Here is a 26,251-nt window from a genome sequence, read left to right as displayed (position 1 = left end):
CATGAACCGCATTCTGCTTGCCGTATTCCTCGTGGTCCTGGCGGGCCTGCCCCTGGTGTCGGCCACGCCCGAATTCTGGGTGACGCAACTCAATTACATCGGCCTGGCCAGCCTGGTCGTGCTGGGCCTGGTGCTGCTGACCGGCGTCGGCGGCCTGACGTCCTTCGGCCAGGCGGCGTTCGTCGGCCTGGGCGCCTACACCACCGCGTACCTGACCACGCAATACGACGTGTCGCCCTGGCTGGCGCTGCCGGCGGGCCTGGTGCTGACGGCCGTGGTGGCCTATCTGCTGGGCGCGATCACGCTGCGCCTGTCGGGCCACTACCTGCCGTTGGGCACCATCGCCTGGGGCCTGTCGCTGTATTTCCTGTTCGGCAACATCGACTGGCTGGGCAAGCACGACGGCATCGCCGGCATCGAGCCCATCAGCATCTTCGGCATCTCGCTGGCCAATGGCCGCCACATCTACTACCTGATCTGGGTGTTCGTGCTGCTGGCGCTCTGGGCGACCCGCAACCTGCTGAATTCGCGTCCCGGCCGCGCCATCCGCGCCTTGAAGAGCGGGGCGGGCATGGCCGAGTCGATGGGCGTCAACACCGCCGCCTACAAGGTCGTGATCTTCGTCTGGGCCGCCTTGCTCGCCTGCGTGTCGGGCTGGCTGTACGCGCACATGCAGCGCGCCGTCAGCCCCAGCCCGTTCGGCATCAACTACGGCATCGAATACCTGTTCATGGCGGTGGTTGGCGGCGCGGGCTATGTCTGGGGCGCCTTGCTGGGCGCAAGCGTCATCCTGGTGCTGAAGGACCAGCTGCAGAACCTGCTGCCCAAGCTGCTGGACACGAACGCCAACTTCGAGATGATCGTCTTCGGCGTCCTGCTGATCCTGATGCTGCAGTACGCGCGCAACGGCCTGTGGCCGATCCTCGCGGCCTGGTGGAGCAGCATTACCGGCGCCGACGGCTCGCGCCGCAACCTGGCGCCGCCCGTCTCGGCGCCCGCCCTGCCGGCGCGCGAGCGTCCGCAGCCGGGCCAGGTGGTGCTTGAAGTCGACGCCATCCGCAAGGAATTCGGCGGCCTGGTCGCCGTCAACGACATCACCTTCAAGGTCAGCTCCGGCGAGATCATGGGCCTGATCGGCCCCAACGGCGCCGGCAAAAGCACGACCTTCAACCTGATCAGCGGCGTGCTGCCGGTGACGCGCGGCAAGGTCACGTTCATGGGCCAGCGCATCGACAACCGCTCGGCGCGCGAGATCGCCAAGCTGGGCGTGGGCCGCACGTTCCAGCACGTCCAGCTGCTGCCGGGCATGACCGTGCTGGAAAACGTGGCGCTGGGCGCGCACCTGCGCTCGGACGTTGGCGTGCTGGCCGGGGCCTTGCACTCGGACCGCGCCCGCGAGGCGCAGTTGCTGCACGAAGCCGCCCAGCAGATCAAGCGCGTGGGCCTGGGCGAATACCTGTATGAACAGGCGGGCAACCTGGCGCTGGGACAGCAGCGCATCCTGGAGATCGCGCGGGCCCTGGCCTCGGACCCGGTGCTGCTGCTGCTGGACGAACCCGCCGCCGGCCTGCGCTACAAGGAAAAACAAGACCTGGCGCGCGTGCTGGAGCAGCTGCGCGCGGAAGGCATGAGCATTCTGCTTGTCGAACACGATATGGATTTTGTGATGCGCCTGACCAACCACCTCGTGGTGATGGATTTCGGCACCAAGCTGGCCGAAGGCGTGCCGGCCGACGTGCAAAAGAACCCGGCGGTGCTGGAAGCCTATCTGGGCGGCATCGATGACGACCTGCCCGAAGCGGACCAGGCCAAGCCCGTGTCCGCAGGAGGCGTGTGATGAGCGCGACGCAACCTTCCGTTCTTGAAGTCACCAGCCTGTCGGCCCGCTACGGCAAGGTCGGCGCGCTGGCGGGCGCCACGCTCACCGTGCCCGCTGGCAGCATCGTGACGGTGATCGGCGCCAACGGCGCCGGCAAGTCCACCATGCTAAACGCCGTCATGGGCTCCTTGCCCCAGACCGGCCATTCGGCCGGCAAGGTGCAGTACGCCGGCGCCGACGTGTCGGGCTGGCCGGTGGAGCGCCGCGTGGCGGCCGGCATGTCGCTGGTGCCCGAGCGCCGCGAGCTGTTCGGGACCATGTCGGTGGAGGACAACCTGCTGCTGGGCGGATTCCGCCGCTACCGCGCCCGCGAAAGCGGCTGGCGCGACACCCTGAACGAAGTCTTCGACCTGTTCCCGCGCCTGCGCGAACGGCGCGCGCAGCAGGCAGGCACGCTGTCCGGCGGCGAACGCCAGATGCTGGCGGTCGGCCGCGCGCTCATGGCCAAGCCCACCTTGCTGATGCTCGACGAACCCAGCCTGGGTCTCGCCCCGCGCATCGTGCGCGAGATCTTCCACATCATCGCGCGCCTGCGCGAAACCGGCGTGGCGATCCTGCTGGTCGAGCAGAACGCCCGCGCGGCGCTGCAGGTGGCGGACTACGGCTACGTGCTGGAAACCGGCGAAGTCATCCTGCACGGCCCGGCGCGCGAACTGGCCGGCGACCCCAAGGTGATCGAAAGCTATCTGGGCCTGGGCAAGAGCGCCGAAGCGGCCTGACCGCGTCGCGCCCAACCCGCGAAAACGCCGGACGCCGCAAGGCGCCGGCGTTTTTCTTTGCCCTCCGCCGGGGCGCAGCCCTCATGCGCCGGCTTCGCAGGGGGCGGGCCGCCTCATGCCTGGGGCGTCCAGCGCAGTATCAGTTCCTGTCCCATCGCCGGATCCGAGGTGGAGGGCGCGCCGGTTTCGATGCGTCCGGCCAGCCGGCGCACGAAAGCGGGGTCGTCCCTGTCATGCACGCTGATGTCGTACCAGCCGCCCACGCGCGCCATGTCCCATGAAAGGATGACGGTTTCGCCCGGGGCCAGCGCGGCGCCGGCATCGCGGGGATGGCCGTAGGCATTGGCCGCGACGCGGCAGGCGCGGACCTGGGCGCCGGGGTTATGCACCGACAGCCGCAGCGGCGCGCCGGTCCCGTCGTAGGAGGCCGTCACTTCGAGCGGCGGCGCTGCGGGCCGGGCACTGCCCGCGCAGTGCCGGTGAAATCCGTTGGGTCCCAGCACCCACAGGTCGTAGCGTCCGCCGTCCGGCGTGTCCCAAGCGTCCTCCAGGCTCTTGCCGGCCTCCACCGTATAGCGGCGCGGGCCCGCTTCCAGATGCTGCCGGTCGTACACATGCAGCACCGCGCCGGCCGCGCCCGTGTTCTCGAAGCGCAGCACGACGCGGCGGCCTTCGACGCGGGCATGCGCGTGCAGCGCATAGGGCAGCGCGCGCGAGGGCCGGGTGCCGGCCTGCTGCCGCGCGAGCGCGGGCCGGATCGGCGCGGGCGGCGCGACGGTGCCCGGCAGCGCCGCGGCCTGGGCGGCGCGCTCGGCGGTGGCGGGCAGGCGGCGCAGGAGATCTTCGGGGTCCGGCGCGGCGAAATCGAAGACCGAGGTCAGGTCGCCGCATACCGCCCGGCGCCAGGGCGAGATATTGGGCTCCGCCACGCCAAAGCGCTGCTCCACGAAGCGCAGCACCGAGGTGTGGTCGAACACCTGGGAATTGACCCAGCCGCCCTTGGTCCAGGGAGACAGCACATACATGGGCACACGCGGGCCCAGCCCGTAGACGCCGTGCAGGTGCGCGGGCGTGTCGTCCTTTTCCACGCCCGCGAGACGCTCGTGGTATTCGCCCCGGGTGTCCGCCGTGGACGCGCCGGCCAGCCGGCCCGAGGCGTCGCGCGAGGGCGGGGCGGGCGGGGGCATGTGGTCGAAGAAGCCGTCGTTCTCGTCGAACATCAGCAGCAGCACCGTCTTGCTCCAAACCTCCGGGTTGGCGGTCAGGGCGTCCAGCACGCGGGCCGTGTAGTCCGCGCCCTGGGCGGGGCTGGACGGGCTCGGGTGCTCGGAGCCGGCCCTGGTGGCGCAGATCCACGACACCTGGGGCAGCGCGCCGTCCAGCACGTCCTGGCGCAGGAGGTCCAGGTCGCGGGTGGTCAGCGCCTTTTCCTTCAAGGCCGCCAGGGATCCAGGCAGGCCCAGGTAGGCGTCGCGATAGGCCTTGAACCCGGCGGTGGGATTGAGCGAATAGTTGTCCGCCATGTTCTGGTAGATGCGCCAGCTGATGCCGGCCTGCTCCAGCCGCTCGGGGTAGGTAGTCCAGGCATAGGCGCCGGCGGGATCGCCGCCGGTGAGCTTGTTGTAGACATTGCCCAGCCCGGGGCCGTTGCCGCGGCCCTCGCCGTCGTTCGTGCCCGTCCAGAGGAACAGGCGGTTCGGATTGGTGCCGCCGGTGAACGAGCAGTGGTAGGCGTCGCACACCGTGAACGCGCGCGCCATGGCGTACTGGAAGGGCATGTCGCTTTCCGTGAAGTACGCCATCGAATGGTTCTTCTTGGCGGCCGGCCAGTTGCCCATGCGGCCCGCGTCCCAGGCGTCCTGGGCATTGGACCAGGTGTGCGGCGTGCTGGCCACGCGCATGGTCTCGTAGGCTTCGCGCGTGTCCAGGCGATACGGCAGCACGGTGCGCGGGGCGCCGTCGCCGGGCTTGTCGTTGTACTGGGCCCAGACGGTGCGGCGCGGCGCATCCGGGCTGTCGGGCACCGGGATGGGGAAGCGGTCGCCAAAGCCGCGCACGCCCGCCAGGCCGCCGAAGTAGTGGTCGAACGAGCGGTTCTCCTGCATGAAGATCACGATATGCTCGACATCGCGGATCGTGCCAGTGCTGCGGTTGGCGGGAATCGCCAGGGCGCGGCGGATAGCCGCCGGAAACAGCGCCAGCGCGCTGCCGGCGCCGGCCAATGAGGCGCTGTTGCGGAGAAATTCGCGTCTGCTGGGCATGGGGTTCGCCTTGCGGTCCGAAGCCGGCAGCGTACGCGGCTTTTCTTTTATTTCGCTGACGGCCAGCGTCCGCCGAGCGCCCGGGTGGCCTCGGCCGCGGCATCCTGGGCCAGTTTGGCCATTTTCTTGACGGCGGCCGCGGAGAAGCGTTCCTTGGGGCCGGACAGGGAGATGGCGCCGCAGATGTCGCCGTCGGGCCCGAACACCGGGCTGGCGACGGCGGCGCAGTTGGGATCGCGTTCGCCCATGGACGTGAGCATGAGGCCCGCTTGCGCGGGCGCCTGGCCCTCTACCAGGTAGGCGGTGAGCAGCTTGCCCGCCGCGCCCTTGTCCAGCGGGAGGAGGTCGCCCACGCGGATGCGGTCCAGCGTGGAATGGTGCGAATCCACGCGCAGCACGCACACGCGCGACTCGGCATCGTGATAAACGTGGAACGACGCGCTTTCCGTGCCCTTGTCGACCAGCTGCTGCAGCAAGGGCAGGATGGTTTCCGTCAGGCGGTAGGTGGCTTCATAGGCGCGCCCCAGATGGTGGGCGTAAGGCCCCAGGGCGTAGCGCCCATCGGCGCGGCGCACCACCAGCGCCGCCTTTTCAAGCGACGCGATGAGCCGCAAGAGCGTGCTCTTGTAAAACCCCGTGGCTCGGGAAAGATCGGCAAGCGTGATGGGATCGGTGCGTTGCGCGACGGCCCCGACGATGGTCAGGGCGCGTTCGACGGCGGCGACGCCGTCGGTGGAATTATCCTGAGTAGGGGTACGACTCATTGGAATGATAGGGGTGATTAGGCGGTGGTTCCCGACTCCGGGTCGATCACCCGGCTGATGACCGGGAAGTAGCGGTTGCCATGGCCCTGGGCGAGCGCGGCGTCGAACCAGTGGTCAACGTTGCGGGCGCCCAGCGCCTCTACGCCGGTCTGTTCAGCCAGCGCCAGCGCGTAGCGCAGGTCTTTGCGGGCGTATTCCACAGGGAAGGCTTTTTCGGGAAAGTCTGCGGGCAGAATAGCCTTTAAGCCGTGGTTGCGCAACGCGAAGCTATCGGCGGAACCGCGTGTGAAGGTCTCCAGCAGAACCTGCGGATCGACGCCGGAACGGCGCGCGATGGCGCGGGCTTCCGACAGCGCCACGACGGTCTCGAACAGCACCATGTTGTTCAGGATCTTCACGACCTGGCCGCTGCCGACGGGGCCGCAGTAAGTGATCTCGTTGGCGAAGGTCGCGACCAGCGGCCTGACCCGCGCAAAGGTCGGTTCGTCGCCGCCGATCATGACGGACAGGGTGCCGGCCTCCGCGGCGGCGCGCGTGCGGGCGACGGGGGCGTCGATGAAGGTTGCGCCGCGGGCGGCGAATTCGCCGGCCAGTTCGCGCGTCACGTCCACCGGCGAGGTGCTCAGGTCGACGATGAGCTGGCCGCTGCGCGCATTCGCCAGCAGGCCGTCGGCGGCGCGGGCCAGCTGCGCGACGACCTCGCCGGACGGCAGCGACAGGAACACCACGTCGCATTCGCGCATGATCTGCGCCGCCGTCGCGGCTGCCACGCCATGCGGGGCCAGGCGCTGCAAGGGGGCGGGATCGTTGTCGCAGCCCAGCACGGGCAGTCCGCCCTTGGCGGCCAGGTTGCGGCAGATGGGTTCGCCCATGACGCCCAGGCCGATGAAGCCGGCTCGTTGAAATTCAGGCATGAGAATAGTCTCCGAAGAAAAAAGGGGTAGGCCGACGGTGCGGCCTTGAAGGGAAGGGGGCGCGGCGCGCGCGGGCTACATGCCGAAGTAGATGCCCTTGGATTGCTGGTACAGCCGCAGCCCGCTGACGCCTTTCTCGCGCCCGATTCCGCTTTGCTTGAAGCCGCCGAACGGCGTGGATATGGAAAGCTGCTTGTAGGTGTTGATCCACACGCTGCCCGCTTCCAGGCGCTTGGCCAGGCGCCAGGCGCGGCGGTAGTCGGCCGTCCAGATGCCGGAGGCCAGGCCATAGGCGCTGTCGTTGGCCTGGTCGACCAGGTCGTCCTCGTCCTCGAAGGCGAGCGCGCACAGTACGGGGCCGAAGATCTCCTCGCGCACCACGTGGGCATCGCGCGCCAATCCGCCCAGGATGGTGGGCCGGTAGAAGGCGCCCGCCGCCAATGCGGCCTCGTCGGGGCGTTGCCCGCCCAGCAGCACTTGCGCGCCGTCGCGTTTTGCCGACTCGACCATGGCTTCGATCTTCTCGCGATGGCCGAAGGACGCGATCGGGCCCATCTGCGCGCCCTCGGCGTCGGGCAGGTCCACCTTGAGGCGGCTGGCGCGCGCCACCAGTTTTTCGATGAAGGATTCGGCGATGCTGCGCTGGACATACAGCCGCGAGCCGGCAACGCAGGATTGCCCGCTGCCTTCGAAGATGCCGCCGATGACGCCCTCGATGGCCGCATCCTGGTCCGCGTCCGCGAACACGATGTGCGGCGACTTGCCGCCCAGCTCCAGCGCGACGGGCATCAGCTTTTCGGCCGCGGCATGCGCGATGGCGCGCCCGCTCGCGGTGCCGCCGGTGAACGACACCATGCGCACGTCCGGATGTTCGACCAGGCGGCGGCCCACGGTGGCTCCCAGGCCGGTGACCACGTTGAGGATGCCCGGAGGCAGGCCGGCTTCCAGCGCGATGCGGCCCAGCGCCAGGGCGGGCGACGAGGTGACCTCGGACGGCTTGAGGATCACGGCGTTGCCTGCCGCCAGCGCGGGCGCGACCTTCTGCGCCTCCATCGTCAGCGGCGAGTTCCACGGGGTGATCGCCACGACCACGCCATAGGGGTCGTAGTGCGTCATCGACAGATAGTTGCCGCGCGGCGGCGTGACTTCGGCGCCCAGCGTTTCGCAGACGCCGGCGTAGTAGCGGAAGGTGGCCGCGGCGCTGGCGACCTGGGCCTTGCATTCAGCCCAGACCTTGCCGTTCTCGATCATCTGCAGGCGCGCCAGCAACGGCGCGTTCTGCTCCATGCCGTCGGCGATGCGGCGCAGGATCGCGCCGCGCTGGTGCGGCAGCATGTCGCGCCAGGCGGCGCGGCGCTGGGCTTGCCAGGCGGCGTCGATGGCCTGGTCGACCTGCGCGTCGGACGCCGCGCTGATCAGGTGGTTGCAGGCGCCGGTGGCCGGATTGACGGACTGGAAGGCGGCGTCGCCTTGCGCGATCCATTCGCCGCCGATCAGCATGGATTTCAGGGTTTCCGAGGGTTCGGACATGAAGTTTTGTTCCTCTCTTGATGGGATTTCCCGGACCGGCCGCAGGCGCCCGGAACGCATTTATTCGTTGACAGTCTTGGTCCGAAAAAATATAAAATAGAATAAGCGTTCTGTCTACTGGAACGATAAGAATAAACAAACCGTCTATCGATGACAAGAGGAGACATCCCCATGCAAGGCAATTGGTTGCGCGCCCTGGCTTGTGCCACGGCGCTGTTCGCGGGAACGGCGCTTGCCGGTTCCTATCCTTCAAAACCCGTGTCCATGGTCGTGCCGTACCCGGCCGGCGGCGCGACCGACGTGGTGGCGCGCGCGGTCGCGGAAAAGCTCACGCAGTCGTGGGGGCAGACCGTCATCGTCGAGAACCGCGCCGGCGCGGGCACGACCATCGGCGCCAGCGCCGTGGCGCGCGCGCAGGGCGACGGCTACACGCTGTTCATGACCACGTCCGCCCACACGATCAGCGGCCATCTCTACACCAAGCTCAACTACGACCCGGTCAAGGACTTTGCGCCCATCACGCTGGTCACCAAGGTGCCGCTGGTGCTGGTGGTCAACCCGTCCATTCCCGCCAACACCCTGCAAGAGTTCCTGGCCTACCTCAAGCAGAACGGCGGATCGGTCAACTTCGCTTCCCCGGGCAACGGGACGGCGCAGCATCTGAGCGGCGAACTCTTCAAGATCGCGACGCAATCGGCCATCACGCATGTGCCGTACCGCGGCGACGCGCCGGCCTTCACGGATCTCGCGGGCGGGCAGGTGCAGATGATGCTGGCCACGATCACGTCGGCCCTGCCGCTGATCGAGTCCGGCAAGCTGCGCGCGCTGGCCGTGGCCAACGGCAAGCGGGTGCAGGCGCTGCGCAACGTGCCGACCTTTGCCGAAGCGGGCATGCCAGGCTTTGAGGCCGCGACGTGGTTCGGCCTGCTTGCGCCGGCGGCCATGCCGCAGGCCCAGGCGCAGCGCATCTACGAGGACGTGTCCAGGATCGTGGCCACGCCCGAAATGCAGGCGCGCATCGAAGGCCTGGGCGGAGAGGTGGTCAACAGCACGCCGCAGGCGTTCGCCGCCTTCATGTCGCAGGAACAGGAGAAGTGGGGCCAGGCCGTCAAGGCTTCGGGCACCGTAGCCGCGCAGTAACCACAACGCGTCCGTAGCTCCGCGCCGAAGCAGCGCGGGGCACGGATTCAGGCAATCACGGAGGAGACACATCATGACATTTTCGAAATGGCTGGCGGCAGGCGCGTTCGCTTTGTCCGCGGCGGCCCCCATGGCGGCAAGCGCCGCGGACTACCCCAGCGCCCCGGTCAAGTTCGTCGTGGGCTTCAGCCCCGGCAGCACGATCGACTCGGTGGCGCGCATCGTCGGCGAGGCCTTGTCCTCCCGCATGGGGCAATCGTTCGTCGTGGAAAACAAGACCGGCGCCAACGGCATGATCGCCGCGCGCGCAGTCGCCCAGGCCAAGCCGGACGGCTACACCATCCTGGTCAGCAATTCCAGCTCCATCACGGTCAACCCCTTGCTCTACAAGGATCTCCAGTACGACCCGCTGAAGGACTTCGAGCCCGTCTCCACGGTGGTGTCGGTGCCCTTCATCCTGACGATCAACGCGGAGAATCCGCGCGTGGCGGGCGTGACCGACGTCAAGTCCCTGGTGGAACTGGCCAAGCGCAATCCCAATACGGTCAGCTACGGTTCGGCCGGCAACGGCAACCTGATGCACCTGGCGGGCGCCCAGCTTGCCACCATGTCCAACGTGCAGATGCTGCATGTGCCGTACCGGGGCGCGGCGCCGATGGAAGCGGGACTGATGTCCAAGGAAGTGGACTTCGGCTTCGACACCCTGTCTGGCGTGCCGCTCATCAAGGCCGGCAAGCTCAAGGCGCTGGCGGTTTCCACCGCCGAGCGCTGGCATGACCTGCCCGACGTGCCCGCCGTGGCCGAGCTGGGCTATCCGGGCTTTGACATCTCCTTCTGGGTCGGCATCTTCGCGCCGGCGGGCACGCCGCCCGCGGTGGTGGACAGGCTGAACCGCGAGATCGCGGCGGTGGCCAAGGATCCGGTCGTGCGCGCGCGGCTGGCGGCGCAGGGCAATCCTTCCACGCAGTCGCCGCAGGCCTTCCGGCAGAAGATCGCCGACGAGCTCAAGCAGAACGATGCGCTCATCAAGCGCGCAAACATCAAGATCGATTGACCCGGCGGCAATCGCCGCATCGGCAATGGGCAGGGAGGAGCACAAGGTGTCCTGGGAAAAAGAACTGCAAGAACTGGCGCTGCGCAAGGAACTGGCGGCGCGCATGGGCGGCGAGGCGAAAGTGCGCCGGCACCGGGAAGGCGGCAAGCTGCCGGTGCGCGAGCGCATCGCGGGCATGGTCGACCCGGAATCGTTTCGCGAGGTGGGGGCGCTGACGGGCAGCGCGGAATATGACGCCGAAGGCCGGTTGACGGACCTTACGCCGTCCAACCTGCTGATCGGCCGCGCCAAGGTGGAAGGGCGGCCGGTCGTCGTCGCCGCCGACGATTTCACGGTGCGCGGCGGCGCCAACGACGGCGCGGTCGGCGACAAGCTGGTCGAGGCCGAACGCATGGCGCAGGACCTGCGCCTGCCGCTGCTGCGGCTGGTCGACGGCACGGGAGGCGGCGGCTCCGTGCGCAACATCGAGATCAAGGGCCACACCCTGTTGCCCAAGCTGCGCATGTGGCCGCTGATGGCGCAGAACCTGGCCACCGTGCCCGTCGTGTCCCTGGCGCTGGGATCGGTGGCGGGCCTGGGCGCGGCGCGCGTGGCGGCCAGCCATTACGCCGTGATGGTGCGCGAGACCTCGCAGCTCTTCATCGCGGGCCCCCCGGTCGTGGCCCGTATCGGCCAGAAGCTGGAGAAGAACGAACTGGGCGGCAGCGACATCCACACCCGCAATGGCGTGGTGGACGACGAGGCCGACTCGGAAGCGGCCGCCTTCGCCATGGCGCGGCGCTTCCTGTCGTACCTGCCGCGTTCCGTGCATGAACTGCCGCCGCGCGCGGACGGCCCCGGCCGCGCCGCCGCCGGACAGGACTGGCTGCGGGGCGCCATCCCCGCCGACACGCGCGCCGTGTACAAGATGCGGCCCATCGTCGAGGCGCTGATGGACGAGGGATCGTTCATGGAGATCGGCAAGCGCTGGGGCCGCGCGGTGATCACGGGCCTGGCCCGCATCGACGGCTGGCCGGTGGCGGTGTTCGCCAGCGACCCCTATCACTACGGCGGCGGCTGGGACGGCCCCGCCGCCGAAAAGTTCACCCGCCTGCTGGACCTGGCCGAGACCTTCCACCTGCCGGTGGTGAACCTGGTGGACGTGCCGGGCTTCCAGATCGGTCTGAACGCCGAGAAGGCCGGCGCCATGCGTTACGGCGTGCGCGCGCTGACGGCGGTGGCGCAGTCCACCGTGCCCTGGTGCTCGATCATTGTGCGCAAGGCCTTCGGCGTGGCGGCGGGCGGCCACCAGAGCGCGGGCCGCTTCAATTTCCGCTATGCCTGGCCCTCGGCCCAATGGGGCTCGCTGCCCGTGGAGGGCGGGCTGGAAGTCGCCTACAAGGCCGAGATCGAAGCCGCCGCCGACCCCGAGGCCAAGATGCGCGAAATCGAGGCGCGGGTGCGCGGCCTGACCTCGCCGTTCCGCAGCGCCGAAGCCTTCGTCGTGGAAGACATCATCGATCCCGCCACCACCCGGACCGTGCTGGAAGAGTTCGTGGAACTGGCGGCGCCCTTGCGCGAAGCCGGTCCGCGCGCCTTCGGCTACCGGCCGTGACGCCCCGCCTGGAGCACAACATGAAACGAGTCATCGTGGCCAATCGGGGCGCCGTCGCCCGCCGCGTCATCCGCGCGCTGCGCGCGCTCGGCATGGAGTCCGTCGCCGTCTATTCCGAGGCCGACCGCGACCTGCCTCATCTGCGCGAAGCGAACCTGGCGGTTCCGATCGGGCCCGCGCCCGCCGCGCAAAGCTACCTGAACCGCGAAACGCTGCTGCGCGTGGCGCGGGAGTCCGGCGCGGATGCGCTGCATCCCGGCTATGGATTCCTGTCCGAGAACGCGGATTTTGCCGAGGCCGTGGAACAGGCGGGCATGATCTTCGTGGGCCCGTCGCCGCGCTGGATCCGCATGCTGGGGCACAAGACCCAGGCGCGCGACGCGATGCGGGCGCTGGGCATGCCGATGGCGCCGAGCAGCGCGGTGCTGGACGGCGGCCTGGATGCCGTGCGCCGGGCCGCGCAGGACCTGGGCTATCCCGTGCTGATCAAGCCGGCGTCCGGAGGCGGCGGGATCGGCATGATCCCCATGAACGGCCCGCAGGATGTCGAGGCGCAGTGGGGACGGGCGCGGCTCATCGCCGAGCGCAGCTTCGGCGGGTCCGACCTGTATCTGGAAAAGCTGCTTTGCAACCCGCGGCATGTCGAATTCCAGTTCCTGGCGGACCGGCACGGGCAGCTGCGCTGCCTGTATGAACGCGATTGCTCGACCCAGCGGCGGCACCAGAAGGTGCTTGAAGAGGCGCCCGCGCCCGGCCTCGCACGCGCCGCGCTGCAGGACATGGCCGCCCGGCTGGAAGGCATGCTGTCGGGACTGGGATACGACGTGATCGGCACCGTCGAGATGCTCTACACGCCCGAATCCGGTTTCTCCTTTCTGGAAATCAATACCCGCCTGCAGGTCGAGCATGCGGTGACGGAAGCGGTGACCGGCGTCGACCTGGTGGCCGCGCAGCTCAGGCTGGCGGCCGGCGAGCGGATGGAGGCGGTGCTGCGCGAGGTCCCGCCCTTGAGCGGGCATGCGCTGGAGGCCCGCGTCTACGCCGAGGACCCGGTGCGCTTTCTGCCGTCGCCCGGCTTGCTTCGGGTATTTGCGCCGCCCGCGCTGCCGGGCGTGCGCATCGAGACGGGCTACGCAGAGGGCTGCCGGGTGTCCAGCCACTACGACCCGATGCTGGCCAAGGTGATCGCGCACGCGGCGACGCGCGAGCAGGCGCTGGACCTGCTGAAGGCCGCCCTGGCGCAGTTCCGCGTCGAGGGCGTCAAGACCAATATTCCTTTCATCCAGCGGGTGCTGGACGACCCGGACTTCCGCGCCGGCCGGGTGTGCACCGGCATGGTCGGCCGCATTCTGGAAGCCGCGCCAGTTGCGGCGCAAGCCGCGTGAGCACGCGAATGGTTCCAACCGAATAATCCCAGGAGAAGACAATGTTCAAAGTGGAAACGCCCGTGGTGGGCCGTGTGGTCGCCGTAACTGTTCGCCCGGGCCAGCGCGTCGAGGCCGGCGACAGCGTGGTCAAGGTCGAATCGATGAAGATGGAGATTCCGGTGGAGGCCGAGCGCGCGGGCATCGTCGCGCGCGTGCTGGTCGGGGAAGGCGACGAGGTGGACGAAGGCCAGATCGTGGTCGAACTGGAGTGAGGCGGCCATGCTGATCCATACGGAACGGATGGAGTCGGGCCGCGTCGCGCTGGTGCAACTGCGCAATCCACCGGTCAACAGCCTGAGCGCGGCGCTGCGCGCGGAACTGCATGCGGCGCTCGAGGCCGCCCTGGCGGACGGCGAGGTGCGCGCGCTGGTGCTGGCGGGCGACGGCGGCTTTTTCTGCTGCGGCGCCGAGATCCGCGAGTTCAACACGCCGATGTCCACGCGCGAACCGACGCTGCGCTCGGTCATCGCGCTGATCGAAGGGGCGTCCAAGCCCGTGGTCGCGGCGATCCATGGCGCGGCGCTGGGAGGTGGCCTGGAGCTGGCGCTGGGCTGTCACTACCGCGTGGCGCTGGAAGGCGCGTCGCTGGGCCTGCCCGAAGTGAAGCTGGGCGTGCTGCCCGGGGCGGGCGGCACGCAGCGGCTGCCGCGGATCGTCGGCGTCGAGCGGGCGCTGAAGATGATTGCGGAGGGCGACGCCATCGGCGCCGCGGCCGCCGCGGACTGGGGGCTGGTCGACGAGGTGTATGCCGACGGGCTGCTGCAACAGGCCGCCGCGTACGCGCTGGCCGTCGCCGACGCGCCGCTGGCCGGCCGCAACGTCGGTGCGCGGCGGGTGGAGGCGCCGGCGGACGCGGGCGTGTATGACCGCGCCCGGGAGCAGGCGGCCCGTCGCTATCGCGGCTGCGTGGCGCCCTTGGCTTGCGTGGCCTGCGTGGAGCATGCCGTCGGCGCGACGCTCCAGGACGGGCTGGCTTTTGAGCGCGAGCGCTTCCTGGAACTGGTCAATGGCAGCCAGTCCAAGGCGCAGCGCCATCTGTTCTTTGCAGAGCGCGCCGCGGTCAAGCTGCCGCAGGAATGGAAGGCCGCGGACGTGATCGCCACGGTGGGCGTGGTGGGCGCGGGCACGATGGGCGGCGGCATTGCGATGAGCCTGGCCAACGCCGGACTCGACGTGGTGCTGGTCGAACGCGACGCGCAGGCGCTGGAGCGCGGCTGGTCGGCGATCCGCAAGCATTACGCCGCGACGGCGGCCAAGGGCAAGCTGTCCGCGGCGCAAGTGGAAGAGCGCCTGGCGCGGATCCGCACCAGCCTGGAACTGGGCAGCCTGCGCGACGCCGATCTGGTGATCGAGGCGGCCTTCGAGGACATGGACGTCAAGCGCCAGATCTTCACGGCGCTGGACGAGGCCTGCAAGCCCGGGGCCATTCTTGCCTCGAACACGTCGCGGCTGGACATCGACGAGATCGCCGGGTTCACGCGCCGGCCTGCCCGGGTGCTGGGGATGCACTTCTTCAGCCCGGCCCACGTCATGCGGCTGCTGGAGGTGGTGCAAGGCCGCGAGACGGACGGCGGCGTGGTCGCCGCGGTGTTCCGGCTGGCGCGCAGGATGGGCAAGCTGCCGGTGCTGGTGGGGGTGTGCGACGGATTCGTCGGCAACCGCATGGTCAGCCCCTACACGCGCGAGGCGCATTTCCTGCTGGAGGAAGGGGCGTCGCCGTCGCAGGTGGATGGCGCCTTGCAGCGCTTCGGGCTGGCCATGGGACCGCTGCGCATGGCGGACATGGCCGGGCTGGACATCAGCTGGGCGTTCCGCAAGCGCATGGCGCCCACCAGGCCTGCCCACCTGCGCTATTCGCGCGTGGCGGACAGCCTGTGCGAACAGGGGCGCTTCGGCCAGAAAACGGGCAGCGGCTTTTACCGCTACGAGGCGGGCAGCCGGGAACCGCTGGAAGATCCAGAGGTGCTGGCGCTGATCGAGGCTTGCGCCCGGCGCGACGGCATCGCGCGGCGGGCCATCTCCGACGAGGAGATCGTGCAGCGCACGATGTATGCCCTGGTCAACGAGGGCGCCCGCATCCTGGATGAGGGGATCGCCCGCCGCGCCTCCGATATCGACGTGATCTACGTCAATGGCTACGGATTCCCGGCGCACAAGGGAGGGCCGCTGTTCCATGCCGATCAGCAGGGGCTGCCGGCGGTCCTGGCCACGATCCGGCGCTTTCATGCGGAACACGGCGAGCTCTGGCGGCCGGCGCCGCTGCTGGAACGGCTGGCGGCAACGGGACAGTCCTTCGCGGACTTGTGAGGGGACGGGCGCCATGCATCGGGCGCGGCGCCCGGACAGAAGAACAGGAGACATCCATGCAGACAGAAACCGCCGGCGCCTCGATGCGCGGGCCGCAAGAACAGTATTTCTCCGCCCTGGCCGAGGGGCGCTTCCAGATCCAGCGCTGCGCGGGCTGCGGCGCGCACCAGTTCTTTCCCCGCGTGCTGTGCATGCACTGCGGCGCGACGGACCTGGCGTGGACCGAGCCGGTCGGCGCCGGCACCGTCTACTCCTTCAGCATCGTGCGGCGCAAGCCGGAGGCGGGCGGCGACTACAACGTGGCGCTCATCGACCTGGACGAGGGCGTGCGCATGATGAGCCGGGTAGACGGCGTCGCGCCGGAACGCCTGCGGATCGGCATGCCGGTCAAGGCGCGGGTGCTGCGTGACGAGGGCCAGGCCCTGGTGGTGTTCGTTTCCGCGGAGGCAGCATGATGTCGCTGGAATCGTTGCGCGGACAGGTCGCCATCGTCGGGGTGGGGCATGCCGGCCTGGGCGAAGCCCACGGCTACACCGAAATGGAAGTGCTGGCCCAGGCCGCGTCGCGGGCGGTGGCCGACGCCGGCCTGTCCATGCGGGATATCGACGGGCTGGCGACGTGCAGCTCTTCGGCCACGATGTGGAGCATGCCGGCCGCCGAATACCTGGGCTTGCGGCCCCGCTACATCGAAGCCACGATGCTGGGCGGATCGAGCTTTGTCTCGCACCTGCTGCCCTCGGTGATGGCGCTGGTCTCCGGCCAGTGCAACGCCGTGCTGGTCTGCTACGGCAGCACCCAGAAGACAGCCGCGTTCGGCCGCAAGGAAGGCGTCAAGGCGCGCACCCTGCTGGACCCGCAACCTTTCGAGCACCCGTATTCCCCCTTGCAGCCGGTCACGTCCTACGCGATGGCCGCCGCCCGCCACATGCACCAGTACGGCACGACGCGGGAGCAGCTGGCCGAGGTGGCCGTGGCCGCCAGGGCCTGGGCCAGGCTCAATCCCAAGGCCGCGATGCGCGATCCCCTGTCGATCGCCGACGTGCTGGGATCGCGGCCCGTGTCCGACCCCCTGACCGTGCGCGACTGCTGTCTGGTGAGCGACGGCGGGGGCGCCTACGTGATGGTGCGCGCGGACCGCGCCCGCCACCTCAGGCAGGCGCCGGTGTATGTGCTGGGCAGCGCCACCGCGGTGTGGAACCGGCAGATTTCGTCCATGGAGGACCTGACGGTCACGGCGGCGGCCGAATCGGGCAAGCGCGCGCTGGCGATGGCGGGGCTGAACGTGGGCGACGTGGACGTGGCCGAGCTCTATGACGCCTTCACGATCAATACCCTGCTCTTCCTGGAGGACCTGGGATTCTGCAAGAAAGGCGAGGGCGGCGCCTTCGTGCAGGGCGGCGGCATCGCGCCGGGCGGCCGGCTGCCGGTGAACACGAACGGGGGCGGCCTGTCCTGCGTGCACCCGGGCATGTACGGCATTTTCCTGGTGACCGAAGCCGTGCGCCAGCTGCGGGCGCAGGCGGGAGAGCGTCAGGTGCAGGGCGCCGACATCGCGCTGGTGCACGGCAACGGCGGCACCTTGTCCAGCCAGTCCACCGCCATCCTGGGCGGCCCGTCCACGCGTTGAGCGGCCAGTTTCCGCATCCTCGGAGAGAAATTCCATGCTGGACAAGACAGTCGATTCATTGGCGGCCGCGGTGGCGGGCGTGCAGGACGGGGCGGTCATCCTGATCGGCGGCTTCGGCGCCTCGGGCGTGCCCACCGAGCTGGTATGCGCGTTGCTGGAACAGGGCGCGCGCGAGCTCACCATCGTCAACAACAACGCCGGCAACGGCAAGCGCGGCTTGAGCGAGCTGGTGGAGGCCGGGCGGGTGCGCAAGATGATCTGCTCCTTTGCGCGCTCGTCGGACCGCAAGAACCCGAATGCCGCGGCCTTCGCGGACGCGTACCGCGCGGGGAAAGTGGAGCTGGAGTGCGTGCCGCAAGGCACCATGGCCGAGCGCATGCGCGCCGCGGGCGCCGGCCTGGGCCCGTTCTTCACGCCCACCGCCTATGGCACGCCGCTGGCCCGAGGCAAGGAGACCCGTGTGATAGACGGCGTGGGCTACGTGCTGGAGTCGCCGCTCAAGGGCGACTTCGCCTTCGTCAAGGCGCTCACGGCGGACCGTTGGGGCAATTTGGTTTATCGCTACGCCGGCCGCAACTTCGCGCCGGTCATGTGCATGGCCGCCGCCACGACCGTGGCGCAGGCGGAAGAGATCGTGGACCTGGGCGCAATCCCGCCCGAACACGTCATGACGCCCGGAATTTTCGTCAAGCGGGTGGTGAAGACAGGAGGCGCTCATGGCGCATGAAAAGCTAAGCCGGCAGCAGATCGCGCGCCTGGTGGCCGCGGACATCCCGGACGGGGCCTACGTCAACCTGGGCATCGGCATTCCGACGCTGGTGTCGGCCTTCCTGCCGCCCGGCCGCGACGTGATCCTGCATACCGAGAACGGCATCGTCGGCATGGGGCCGGGCGACCCGGGCGCGCCGCTGGACCTGGACCTGATCAATGCCAGCAAGGAGCCGGTGACCCTGCTGCCAGGCGCGTCCATCACGGATCACGTGGTGTCGTTCGCCATGATGCGCGGCGGCCACCTGGACCTGACCGTGCTGGGCGCGTTCCAGGTGTCCGGGCGCGGCGACCTGGCCAATTGGGATACCGGCGCGCCGGGGACGATTCCGGCCGTCGGGGGCGCCATGGATCTGGTGGCCGGCGCCCGGCAGGTCTATATCACGATGGAGCATGTCACGAAGGACGGGCAGCCCAAGATCGTCCGCGAATGCACCTATCCCCTGACCGGCGCCGGCGTGGTCGACCGGATCTATTCCGATCTGGCGGTCATCGACGTATTGCCCGACGCCATGCTGGTGAGGGCGGTGGTGGCGGGGCTGAGCTTCGAGGCCCTGCAGGCGCTGACGGACTGCCCGCTGACGCAGGCTGGCGATTGCCGGGTGCTGGCGCCGCAATAGCCCGCGGTTGCCGTACTTTCCCCGTGTTGACACGGGGAGTTTTCGATCCTTAGAATGTTCTTACAGAAAGAATAAGCGTTCTGTTTATAAGAACGCAAAAAAAGGGAAGAGACAATGGAAACCCAAGCCATGCCAGCGCAAGACGCTCGCGGCGCGCAGCTCGCGCATCGGTTCCGCCGCCGCGCCTTGTCGTTCTCGCGGCCCCGCCAGGTCGACATGGACCTGCTGCTGCGGTTCGGCGCCCATCCCGTGCTGGTCCGCATCCGGGATGGCCGGGTCGCCGCCGCCGACGTTCCGTCCGCGCCGCTGCCGTCCTGCGACGTGTCGCTGCGCGCGTCCGAAGACGCCTGGTCGCGCTTCTGGCAAGCCGTGCCGGATGCGGGTTGGCATGACATCTTCGCGCTCAGCAAGCGCGGCGAACTGGCCATCGAGGGCAACCTCCAGCCGCTCATGGCCCATCTGCAGTTCGTCAAGGATTTGCTGGCGACGGGCCGGGAGGGCCAGGCATGAGCGCCGCGCTGGAACCCATCGTCGGACGCTACGTGTCGTTCGACATCGCGGGCAAGTCCTGCCGCGTCTACTTCGAGGAAGCGGGCGAGGGCATCCCCCTGGTTTGCCTGCATACCGCCGGCGCCGACAGCCGCCAGTACCGCCACATGATGTGCGACCCGGCGATCACGTCGCGCTACCGCGTCATCGCGTTCGACATGCCGTGGCACGGCAAGTCCTATCCGCCGGAAGGTTGGCAGGACGAGGAATACCGGCTGTCCACCGGGCTGTACGTCGAAACCGTGACGGCGTTCTGCGATGCGCTGGCGCTGGAGCGTCCGGCGCTGATCGGCTGCTCCATCGGCGGGCGCATCGTGCTGCAGCTGGCGCATCAGCATTCCGAGCGCTTTCGCGCCCTGATCGGCGTCGAGGCCGCCGACTTCCAGGAGCCCTGGTACGACACCTCCTGGCTGCATCGCGGCGACGTCCACGGCGGCGAGGTCTGCGCCGCGCTGGTCTCGGGGCTGGTCGCGCCGCAGTCGCCCGCCGCCTACCGCCACGAAACGCTGTGGCAGTACATGCAGGGCGGCCCGGGCGTCTTCCGCGGCGACTTGTACTTCTACCGGGTGGACAGCGACCTGCGGGGCCGGCTGGACGGCATCCGCACCGACCGCTGCCCGCTCTATCTGCTGACGGGGGAATACGACTTCTCCTGCACGCCCGAAGACACTTTGCGCACCGCGGCCGGCATTCCCGGCGCGCAGGTGACCGTCATGCGCGAGTTGGGACATTTCCCGATGAGCGAAAACCCGCAGCAGTTCCGGGGCTACGTGCTGCCGGTGCTGGACGCCATCGCCCGCCTGTAGAGCCGGCATTACCGACGGGCAGCCACTGCCCGCGTTCCCTCAGGAGACATCATGCGTTATCCGATCATTCTGGCCGGCCTCGTGGCCCTGGCCGCAGTTCCCGCCGCAAAGGCGCAAGAGACGCTGAAGCTGGGCGCCCTGGTTACGCTGTCCGGCGCGGGCGCCGCATGGGGGCAGGGCATGAAGAACGCCGCCGAGGTCGCCGCCGACCAGGTGAACGAGGCCGGCGGGCTGGAGGTGGGCGGCAGGAAGTACCGGGTGCAGGTCGTGGCCTATGACGACAAGTACCAGGCCAACGAGGCCGTCACCGTGGCCAACCGCCTGGTGTTCGAGGACAAGGTGCGCTACGTGATCGGGCCGGTCGGGTCGGCGCCGGTGCTGGCCATCCAGCCCATGACCGAAAAGAACAAGGTGATCCTGCTGACCCTGGGCTTTACCGCCAAGGCGCTGGCCGCCGACAAGCCCTATACCTTCCGCCCGAACGTCACGACCGCCGAGGTCTCGCAGCCGCAGATCGACTGGCTGGTCAAGTCGCAGGGGCTGCGCAAGGTCGGCGCGCTGTTTCCCAACGACGAGACCGGGCAGCAGATCGCGCTGGACCTGGAGGGCGCGTACAAGAAGGCGGGAGCGGCCCTGGCCGCCAAGGAATTCTTCGAGCGCGACCGCGTCGACTTCGTGCCCATGCTGACCCGGATGATGGCGCGCGGCATCGACGCCATCGAGCTGGACGGCAACTCTCCCACCACCGCCGGGCTGATCGTCAAGCAGGCGCGCGAGCTGGGGTTCGAGGGGCGCATCGTGCGCACCGGCGGGCCGGCCACGCAGGAGATCGTCAACGTCGCCGGCAAGCAGGCCGCCGAAGGCATGCTGGTCCACACCCCGATCGATCCCGAACTGCCCGCCACCCAGGCCTACGCCGCGCGCTATGCCGCGAAGTACAAGCATCCGATGAACGGCTTCAGCCCGGCCTTCTACGACGGCACCAACATGCTGTTCGAAGCCATGCGCCGGGCAGGCACCGTGGACGACACGGACCGCGTGCGCGCCGAGATGGAAAAGCTCGACGGCTTCGACGGATCGCTGGGCAAGCTGAGTTGGACGGGCCAGGCCATGTACGGCATCAATCACCAGCTGAACGCGCCGTTCTACGTCGCCGAGGTCAAGGACGGCCGCGAAGTGATCCGGGCGCGCTGCACCGTCGAGGGATGCCGCTAGCGCGGCGGGAGAACCGACGTGGATTGGAGCATTCTGCTGGCGCAGGCCACGATCAACGGCTTGATCGTGGGACTGCTGTACCTGCTCATGGCCGTGGGCTTCACGCTGGTGTTCGGCGTGATGCGAATGGTGAACTTCGCCCATGGCGAGTTCTACATGCTGGGCGCCTTCGGCGCGTACTACCTGACGGCGCAGGCGGGCTTTTCGTTCCTGCCCGCCGTGGCGCTGACCTTCGCGCTGGCGGTGGCGGGCGGCGCGGTGCTGGAATGGGGCGTGCTCAAGCCGTTTCGCCGCGACGAGCTGAACGGCATGATCGCCACCATCGGACTGGCGATGATCCTGCAAAACCTGGCGCTGATGTTCTTCGGGCCGGATCCGCTGTCCATGCCCGCCGTCGCCCAGGGCACGGCGCGCATGGGCAAGCTGGTGGTGCCGCTCTCGCGCGTCTATGTGGTGGCGTTCGCGCTGCTTGCGCTGGCGCTGCTGTATGGCTTCCTGCGCTATTCGCGCCCCGGGCGGGCGCTGCGCGCCGTGGTGGAGGACTTCGAGATCGCCGCCATCCAGGGCATCCGCTCGCGCATCTATTACCCGCTGGGCTTTGGCCTGGGCGTGGGGCTGGCCGCGGTGGCCGGCGCGCTGATGGCGCCCCTGTTCTCGGTGTCGCCGTTCGTGGGCGCCACGCCGCTGCTCAAGGCGTTTATCGTGGTGATCCTGGGCGGGCTGGGCAGCATACCCGGCGCAGCGGTCGCGGGCCTGGCGCTGGGGCTGGCCGAGAGCTACGGCAGCCTGATGTTCGAAAGCAGCACGGCGGACATGCTGATCTTCGCCATCGTGATCGTGATGCTGGTCGTGCGGCCCAAGGGGCTGCTGGGCCGGGGGGAGGCATAAGCCATGACCGTACTTTCGCTTGAAGCCCGCGTTGCGCGGCCCGCGCCGCTGCGCTGGCTGTTGTGGGCCGCCCTGGCCGCGGCCGCGGCGACGCCCTGGTTCGCCGGGCCGTTCGTCCAGCATCTGGCGGTGCTGACCTGCCTGAACGTGCTGATCGTCAACGGGCTGGCGCTGATCGCGCGCTGCGGGCAGCTCTCCCTGGGGCATGCCGCCTTTGTCGCCGTGGGCGCCTATGGTTCGGTGCTGACAGCCCGCTACCTGGGCTGGAGCTTCCTGCCCGCCACGCTGGCCGGCATCGCGCTGACGGCCGGCGTCGCGCTTGCGCTGGGCGCGATCATCCTGCGGCTGAAGGGCGTGTACTTCGTCCTGGTCACGTTCGCGTTCGGGGAGCTGGTGCGCCTCATCCTGCTGGACGGGGCGTCCTGGTCGGGCGGCGCCAACGGCGTGGCCGGCATCCCGCCGGCTGCCCTGGCGGGGATGGCGTTCGACTCGCGCGCCAGCTTCTACGGCCTGGCGCTGTGCGTGGCGCTGGGCTCCGTGGCGCTGCTGGGCGCGGTGGCGCGGCGGCCGTTCGGCCACGCCATCGATGCCGTGGCCGAAAACCCGGCGCTGGCGGAGTCCACCGGCCTGAGCGTGCGCCGCATCCAGCTCTGCGCCTTCGTGGCCGGCTGCGCGCTGGCCGCGGCGGGCGGCGCCCTGCAGGCGCGCTATGTCGGCTACGTCTCGCCGGAGTCGTTCAACGCCAGCATCTCCATCGGCTTCATCATCATGCTGGTCATCGGCGGCCGCCGATCGGTGTGGGGCGGCCTCATCGGCGCCATGGTGCTGACGCCCTTGCCCGAACTGTTCCGCGGGGCGGTGCAGACGCAGCACATCTTCTATGGCGCGGCGCTGATCCTGATCTTGCGTTTTCTGCCGGCGGGCCTCGCCGGCTTGCCGGGGCCGTGGCAGGCGCGCCGGAAAAAGGAGTCCCAATGAACCAGCCTTTGTTGCAGGTGCAGGGCCTGTCGCGCAGCTTCGGCGGCCTGGCGGCCTTGCGCGGCCTGAGCTTTTCCGTCGCCCAAGGCGAAATCGTGGGCCTGATCGGGCCAAACGGCGCGGGCAAGACGACGGCGTTCAACGTCATCAGCGGCGCCATGCCGCCCAGCGCGGGCGCCGTCCGCTTCGACGGGCACGATATTTCTGGCGGACCGCCCAGCCGCGTGGTCGTGCTGGGGCTGGCGCGCACGTTCCAGTCCACCTCCACCTACCCCGACGTCACCGTCGCCGAGAACATCCGCCGCGGCATGCTGTCGCGGGCGCGGCATTCCTGGCTGCGCCGGCTGGCGGGACGCAGCCAGGACCTGCTCTCGGCGTCCCAGATCGCGCAGGAAGTCGACCGCCTGCTAACCCTGCTGGATCTGCAGGCCTGGCGCGACGCGCCCGCGGGGTCGCTGGCCTACGGCCTGCAGAAGAAGCTGGGGATCGCCGTCGCGCTGGCATGCCGTCCGCGCATGCTGCTGCTGGACGAGCCGGCAGCCGGCCTGAACCACGAGGAATGCAATGAACTGGGCCGCCTGCTGCGCCGCCTGCAGTCGGAAGAGGGGCTGACGATGCTGCTGGTCGAGCATCACATGGCGCTGGTCATGGAGCTTTGCCATCGCATCGTGGTGCTGGTCCAGGGCGAGAAGATCGCCGAGGGCGCGCCGCAGGCCATCCGCGACAACCCCGCCGTCATCGAAGCCTATCTGGGAGCGCCCGACTATGCCCATGCTTGAAGTCCAGGACCTGAACGTGCGCTACGGGCAGCTGGAGGCGGTGCGCGGCGTCAGCTTCCATGTCGAGCAGGGGCAGATCGTCGCGCTGGTCGGCTCGAACGGCGCCGGCAAGAGTTCGACGCTGAAGGCGCTGATCGGGCTGGCGCCCGTGGCGGGAGGACGCATCCTGTTCGAGGGACGCGATCTCGCCCGGCTGGCGGCGGCCGCCCGCGTGTCGGCCGGACTGGCCCTGTCGCCCGAAGGGCGGCGGCTGTTCGGCCGCATGACCGTGCTGGACAACCTGATGGCGGGCGCGCACTCGGTCAGGCCGCGCGCCGGCATCCGCGCCCGCCTGGACGAGATCTACGCGCTGTTTCCCCGCGTGCGGGAGCGGCGCGCGCAGCTGGCCGGCTCCCTGTCCGGCGGAGAGCAGCAGATGGTGGCCATCGGACGTGCAATGATGGCGCAGCCTCGCCTGCTGATGCTGGACGAGCCGTCGCTGGGCATCGCGCCCAAGATCGTGGCCGAGATCGCGGGCGCCATCGAGCGCATCAACCGCGAAAGCGGCATCTCCATCGTGCTGGTGGAGCAGAACGCCCGGCTGGCGCTGCGCCTGGCGCATCAGGCGTACGCGTTCGAGCACGGCGAGGTGGTGCGCAGCGGCAAGGGCGCGGAACTGCTGGCCGATCCGTTTGTCCAGAAGGCCTATCTAGGAGTCTGAAGTGAGCCCCGCGATGCAGAGCGTCCCTCCCGAATACGAGATCTACGCTGTCCGCTACGCCCGGATGCCGCGCCAGCGGCGCGACAACTTCCTGGGCGGCGATCCGCACGACGGCGACATGCCCATGGATTTCTTCGTGTGGCTGGTGCGCGGCGCCGGCCGTGTCGTGCTGGTGGACACCGGCTTTAACGCCGACACGGCGCGCAAGCGCCGCCGCGAACTGATCCATTGCCCGATCGGGGCGCTGGCGGCGCTGGGCGTGCAGCCCGAAGACGTGCAGCATGTGGTGCTCACCCATCTGCACTACGACCACGCAGGCAATCTGGACCGCCTGCCGCGGGCCCGCTTCCACGTGCAGGACGACGAGATGGACTACGCCACCGGCCGCTGCATGTGTTTCGAGCCCTTGAGGCATGCGTATGCGGTGGAGGACGTGGTCGCCCTGGTCAGGCGGGTGTATGAAGACCGGGTAGTGTTCCATGACGGCGATGGGGAGCTGCTGCCGGGCATCGAACTGCTCAAGATCGGCGGCCACACGAAAGGCCTGCAGGCGCTGCGGGTGCATACCGCGCGCGGCTGGGTGGTGCTGGCGTCGGATGCCAGCCACTACTACGAGAACATGGCGCAAGGACGGCCGTTCCCTATCGTCTACAACACCGCCCAGATGCTGTCGGGCTACGCCAGGCTCTACGGCGCGGCGCAGTCCGAACAGCATGTGGTGCCGGGCCATGATCCGGCGGTGCTGGAGCGCTATCCCCGCTGGGAGGGCTCCCCGCATGTGGCGATGCTGCATTTGCCGCCGCGAGAGGATTGATCCGCGCGGGGCTGTCAGCGGCGGCCGGCGGTTTCCGCGTAGTCCATGTACAGCTTGTGGGCGCGGCGGGCGAGCGGGCCGTATTCCAGGGCGCGCGATTCCACGCGGTTCACATGGACCACCTTGCCGTAGTTGCCGGACGAGAACACCTCGTCGGCTTCCTCGACGTCGGCGCGGGTCAGGCTGCGCTCCTGCACGTCGACGCCGTCGGCCTTGAGCAGGGCCAGCACGCGGCGGCGGGTGATGCCGTTCAGGAAGGTGCCGTTGTCCACGGGCGTGTAGACCACGCCGTTCTTGGCCAGCCAGAGGTTGCTGGTGGCGAACTCGGCGATGTTGCCCGCGCCGTCCAGCATGATGGCGTTGTCGAAGCCTTTTTCGGCGGCTTCGCGGATGGCGCGCTGGCCGTTGGGATAGAGGCAGGAGGCCTTGGCGTCGGTGGGCGCCATGTTCGGCCATGACCGCGCAAAGCTGGAGAAGCACGCCGAAAAGCCCTGGTCGCCGGGCATCGGCACCTTGAACACGTGCAGCACGAACTGCGTCTTGTCGGCGTCGGGCAGCAGGAAGCCGTCGGCGCAGAAGAACATGGGCTTGATGTACAGCTCGCTGCCTTCCGGAAACCTGGCGACCGCCTGCAGGCACAGCTTCTGGATTTCTTCCCAGCTGATCGCGGGCTTCATCAGCATTTTTTCGGCCGAGCGCACGACGCGCTGGCAGTGCAGGTCCAGGTCGGGGGTCAGGCCGCGGAAGGCGCGCGCGCCGTCGAAGACCATGCTGGCCATCCAGAAGGCGTGGTCGGCGGGGCCGAGCAGTTTGGGATTTTCGGTGGTCCAGTGACCGTCGTGACAGAACAAGGCGTCCATGTTTATCTTCCTTCGCTTGAATCGGGTTGGCGCCTGCGCGGCGCCGAAACGTCAGGAT

General features: G+C 69.0%; 25 protein-coding genes. 20 read left to right on the top strand and 5 right to left on the bottom strand.

The genetic code is table 11. The annotated features are described in order from the left end of the window. Position 1 precedes the first annotated feature (1 nt). Together ACFWP0_RS18225 and ACFWP0_RS18220 are read left to right on the top strand one after the other, a co-directional pair. Positions 2 to 1,837: an ATP-binding cassette domain-containing protein gene (locus ACFWP0_RS18225; RefSeq protein ID WP_377844324.1), complete on the top strand. Its 1,836-nt coding sequence runs from the start codon at positions 2 to 4 to the stop codon at positions 1,835 to 1,837. Further along, the gene (locus ACFWP0_RS18220) at positions 1,837 to 2,598 is read left to right on the top strand and encodes an ABC transporter ATP-binding protein (RefSeq protein WP_377844323.1); all 762 of its coding nucleotides are present in this window, start codon (positions 1,837 to 1,839) and stop codon (positions 2,596 to 2,598) included. Before ACFWP0_RS18225 ends, ACFWP0_RS18220 begins: the two co-directional genes overlap by 1 nt. Before the next feature lie 113 nt (positions 2,599 to 2,711). Here the strand turns inward: ACFWP0_RS18220 and ACFWP0_RS18215 are convergent, their stop codons facing one another. From ACFWP0_RS18215 to ACFWP0_RS18200, 4 genes are all read right to left on the bottom strand, one after another. Next, positions 2,712 to 4,859: a phosphocholine-specific phospholipase C gene (locus ACFWP0_RS18215; protein ID WP_377844321.1), complete on the bottom strand. Its 2,148-nt coding sequence runs from the start codon at positions 4,857 to 4,859 to the stop codon at positions 2,712 to 2,714. A gap of 47 nt (positions 4,860 to 4,906) precedes the next feature. Then, positions 4,907 to 5,623, bottom strand: a complete 717-nt coding sequence (locus tag ACFWP0_RS18210; RefSeq protein WP_377844319.1) for an IclR family transcriptional regulator — start codon at positions 5,621 to 5,623, stop codon at positions 4,907 to 4,909. Positions 5,624 to 5,640: 17 nt separating this feature from the next. Further along, positions 5,641 to 6,537 carry an NAD(P)-dependent oxidoreductase gene (locus tag ACFWP0_RS18205; RefSeq protein ID WP_377844317.1) on the bottom strand — a complete coding sequence of 299 codons (897 nt, stop codon included), beginning with the start codon at positions 6,535 to 6,537 and terminating at the stop codon, positions 5,641 to 5,643. Between the two features lie 75 nt (positions 6,538 to 6,612). After that, positions 6,613 to 8,067 carry an aldehyde dehydrogenase gene (locus ACFWP0_RS18200; RefSeq protein ID WP_377844315.1) on the bottom strand — a complete coding sequence of 485 codons (1,455 nt, stop codon included), beginning with the start codon at positions 8,065 to 8,067 and terminating at the stop codon, positions 6,613 to 6,615. 171 nt (positions 8,068 to 8,238) lie between these two features. On the opposite strand from ACFWP0_RS18200, the gene ACFWP0_RS18195 reads away from it, so the two are divergent. The 18 genes from ACFWP0_RS18195 (at position 8,239) to ACFWP0_RS18110 (ending at position 25,333) form a co-directional block, all read left to right on the top strand. Continuing rightward, positions 8,239 to 9,207: a tripartite tricarboxylate transporter substrate binding protein gene (locus ACFWP0_RS18195; protein WP_377844313.1), complete on the top strand. Its 969-nt coding sequence runs from the start codon at positions 8,239 to 8,241 to the stop codon at positions 9,205 to 9,207. Positions 9,208 to 9,280: 73 nt separating this feature from the next. Then, positions 9,281 to 10,261: a Bug family tripartite tricarboxylate transporter substrate binding protein gene (locus tag ACFWP0_RS18190; RefSeq protein ID WP_377844311.1), complete on the top strand. Its 981-nt coding sequence runs from the start codon at positions 9,281 to 9,283 to the stop codon at positions 10,259 to 10,261. Positions 10,262 to 10,307: 46 nt separating this feature from the next. Continuing rightward, a complete protein-coding gene (locus ACFWP0_RS18185) occupies positions 10,308 to 11,855 on the top strand; it encodes an acyl-CoA carboxylase subunit beta (protein ID WP_377844309.1) in 1,548 nt (515 codons plus the stop codon). Positions 11,856 to 11,875: 20 nt separating this feature from the next. Further along, on the top strand, positions 11,876 to 13,240 hold the full coding sequence (locus tag ACFWP0_RS18180) for an acetyl/propionyl/methylcrotonyl-CoA carboxylase subunit alpha (RefSeq protein WP_377844308.1): 1,365 nt from the start codon (positions 11,876 to 11,878) through the stop codon (positions 13,238 to 13,240). A gap of 41 nt (positions 13,241 to 13,281) precedes the next feature. Next, positions 13,282 to 13,494, top strand: coding sequence for an acetyl-CoA carboxylase biotin carboxyl carrier protein subunit (locus ACFWP0_RS18175; RefSeq protein ID WP_377844306.1), 213 nt, complete (start codon positions 13,282 to 13,284; stop codon positions 13,492 to 13,494). A gap of 7 nt (positions 13,495 to 13,501) precedes the next feature. Continuing rightward, positions 13,502 to 15,589 (top strand): 3-hydroxyacyl-CoA dehydrogenase NAD-binding domain-containing protein, encoded by a 2,088-nt coding sequence (locus ACFWP0_RS18170; protein ID WP_377844304.1) that lies wholly within the window; start codon positions 13,502 to 13,504, stop codon positions 15,587 to 15,589. Positions 15,590 to 15,645: 56 nt separating this feature from the next. Beyond that, entirely contained in the window at positions 15,646 to 16,044 is a 399-nt protein-coding gene (locus tag ACFWP0_RS18165) for a Zn-ribbon domain-containing OB-fold protein (RefSeq protein WP_377844302.1), read from the top strand. Continuing rightward, positions 16,044 to 17,216 carry a thiolase gene (locus ACFWP0_RS18160; RefSeq protein ID WP_377844554.1) on the top strand — a complete coding sequence of 391 codons (1,173 nt, stop codon included), beginning with the start codon at positions 16,044 to 16,046 and terminating at the stop codon, positions 17,214 to 17,216. The genes ACFWP0_RS18165 and ACFWP0_RS18160 overlap by 1 nt, the downstream gene beginning before the upstream one ends. Positions 17,217 to 17,250: 34 nt before the next feature. After that, positions 17,251 to 17,943 carry a 3-oxoacid CoA-transferase subunit A gene (locus ACFWP0_RS18155; RefSeq protein WP_377844300.1) on the top strand — a complete coding sequence of 231 codons (693 nt, stop codon included), beginning with the start codon at positions 17,251 to 17,253 and terminating at the stop codon, positions 17,941 to 17,943. After that, a complete protein-coding gene (locus ACFWP0_RS18150; protein ID WP_377844299.1) occupies positions 17,933 to 18,604 on the top strand; it encodes a 3-oxoacid CoA-transferase subunit B in 672 nt (223 codons plus the stop codon). Before ACFWP0_RS18155 ends, ACFWP0_RS18150 begins: the two co-directional genes overlap by 11 nt. 129 nt (positions 18,605 to 18,733) lie before the next feature. Beyond that, positions 18,734 to 19,114: a hypothetical protein gene (locus tag ACFWP0_RS18145; RefSeq protein ID WP_377844297.1), complete on the top strand. Its 381-nt coding sequence runs from the start codon at positions 18,734 to 18,736 to the stop codon at positions 19,112 to 19,114. Continuing rightward, positions 19,111 to 19,959, top strand: a complete 849-nt coding sequence (locus tag ACFWP0_RS18140; protein WP_377844295.1) for an alpha/beta fold hydrolase — start codon at positions 19,111 to 19,113, stop codon at positions 19,957 to 19,959. Before ACFWP0_RS18145 ends, ACFWP0_RS18140 begins: the two co-directional genes overlap by 4 nt. A 51-nt stretch (positions 19,960 to 20,010) precedes the next feature. After that, positions 20,011 to 21,174: an ABC transporter substrate-binding protein gene (locus ACFWP0_RS18135; protein WP_377844294.1), complete on the top strand. Its 1,164-nt coding sequence runs from the start codon at positions 20,011 to 20,013 to the stop codon at positions 21,172 to 21,174. A gap of 18 nt (positions 21,175 to 21,192) precedes the next feature. Continuing rightward, positions 21,193 to 22,062, top strand: a complete 870-nt coding sequence (locus ACFWP0_RS18130) for a branched-chain amino acid ABC transporter permease (protein ID WP_377844293.1) — start codon at positions 21,193 to 21,195, stop codon at positions 22,060 to 22,062. Positions 22,063 to 22,065: 3 nt separating this feature from the next. Beyond that, complete coding sequence (locus ACFWP0_RS18125; protein ID WP_377844291.1) at positions 22,066 to 23,040, top strand: branched-chain amino acid ABC transporter permease; 975 nt, start codon at positions 22,066 to 22,068, stop codon at positions 23,038 to 23,040. Continuing rightward, entirely contained in the window at positions 23,037 to 23,819 is a 783-nt protein-coding gene (locus ACFWP0_RS18120; RefSeq protein WP_377844290.1) for an ABC transporter ATP-binding protein, read from the top strand. The genes ACFWP0_RS18125 and ACFWP0_RS18120 overlap by 4 nt, the downstream gene beginning before the upstream one ends. Further along, entirely contained in the window at positions 23,806 to 24,519 is a 714-nt protein-coding gene (locus ACFWP0_RS18115; protein WP_377844288.1) for an ABC transporter ATP-binding protein, read from the top strand. Before ACFWP0_RS18120 ends, ACFWP0_RS18115 begins: the two co-directional genes overlap by 14 nt. A gap of 1 nt (position 24,520) precedes the next feature. Further along, on the top strand, positions 24,521 to 25,333 hold the full coding sequence (locus tag ACFWP0_RS18110) for an N-acyl homoserine lactonase family protein (RefSeq protein WP_377844287.1): 813 nt from the start codon (positions 24,521 to 24,523) through the stop codon (positions 25,331 to 25,333). Positions 25,334 to 25,347: 14 nt separating this feature from the next. On the opposite strand, the gene ACFWP0_RS18105 is transcribed toward ACFWP0_RS18110, so the two are convergent. Then, on the bottom strand, positions 25,348 to 26,193 hold the full coding sequence (locus ACFWP0_RS18105; protein WP_377844285.1) for a branched-chain amino acid aminotransferase: 846 nt from the start codon (positions 26,191 to 26,193) through the stop codon (positions 25,348 to 25,350). Positions 26,194 to 26,251 lie beyond the last annotated feature (58 nt).

Source organism: Achromobacter sp. NPDC058515 (genome assembly GCF_042721735.1).
Lineage (GTDB): Bacteria > Pseudomonadota > Gammaproteobacteria > Burkholderiales > Burkholderiaceae_B > Achromobacter.
The sequence above is the reverse complement of the archived record's forward strand: the minus strand, read 5'-3'. Positions and strand labels throughout refer to the sequence as shown.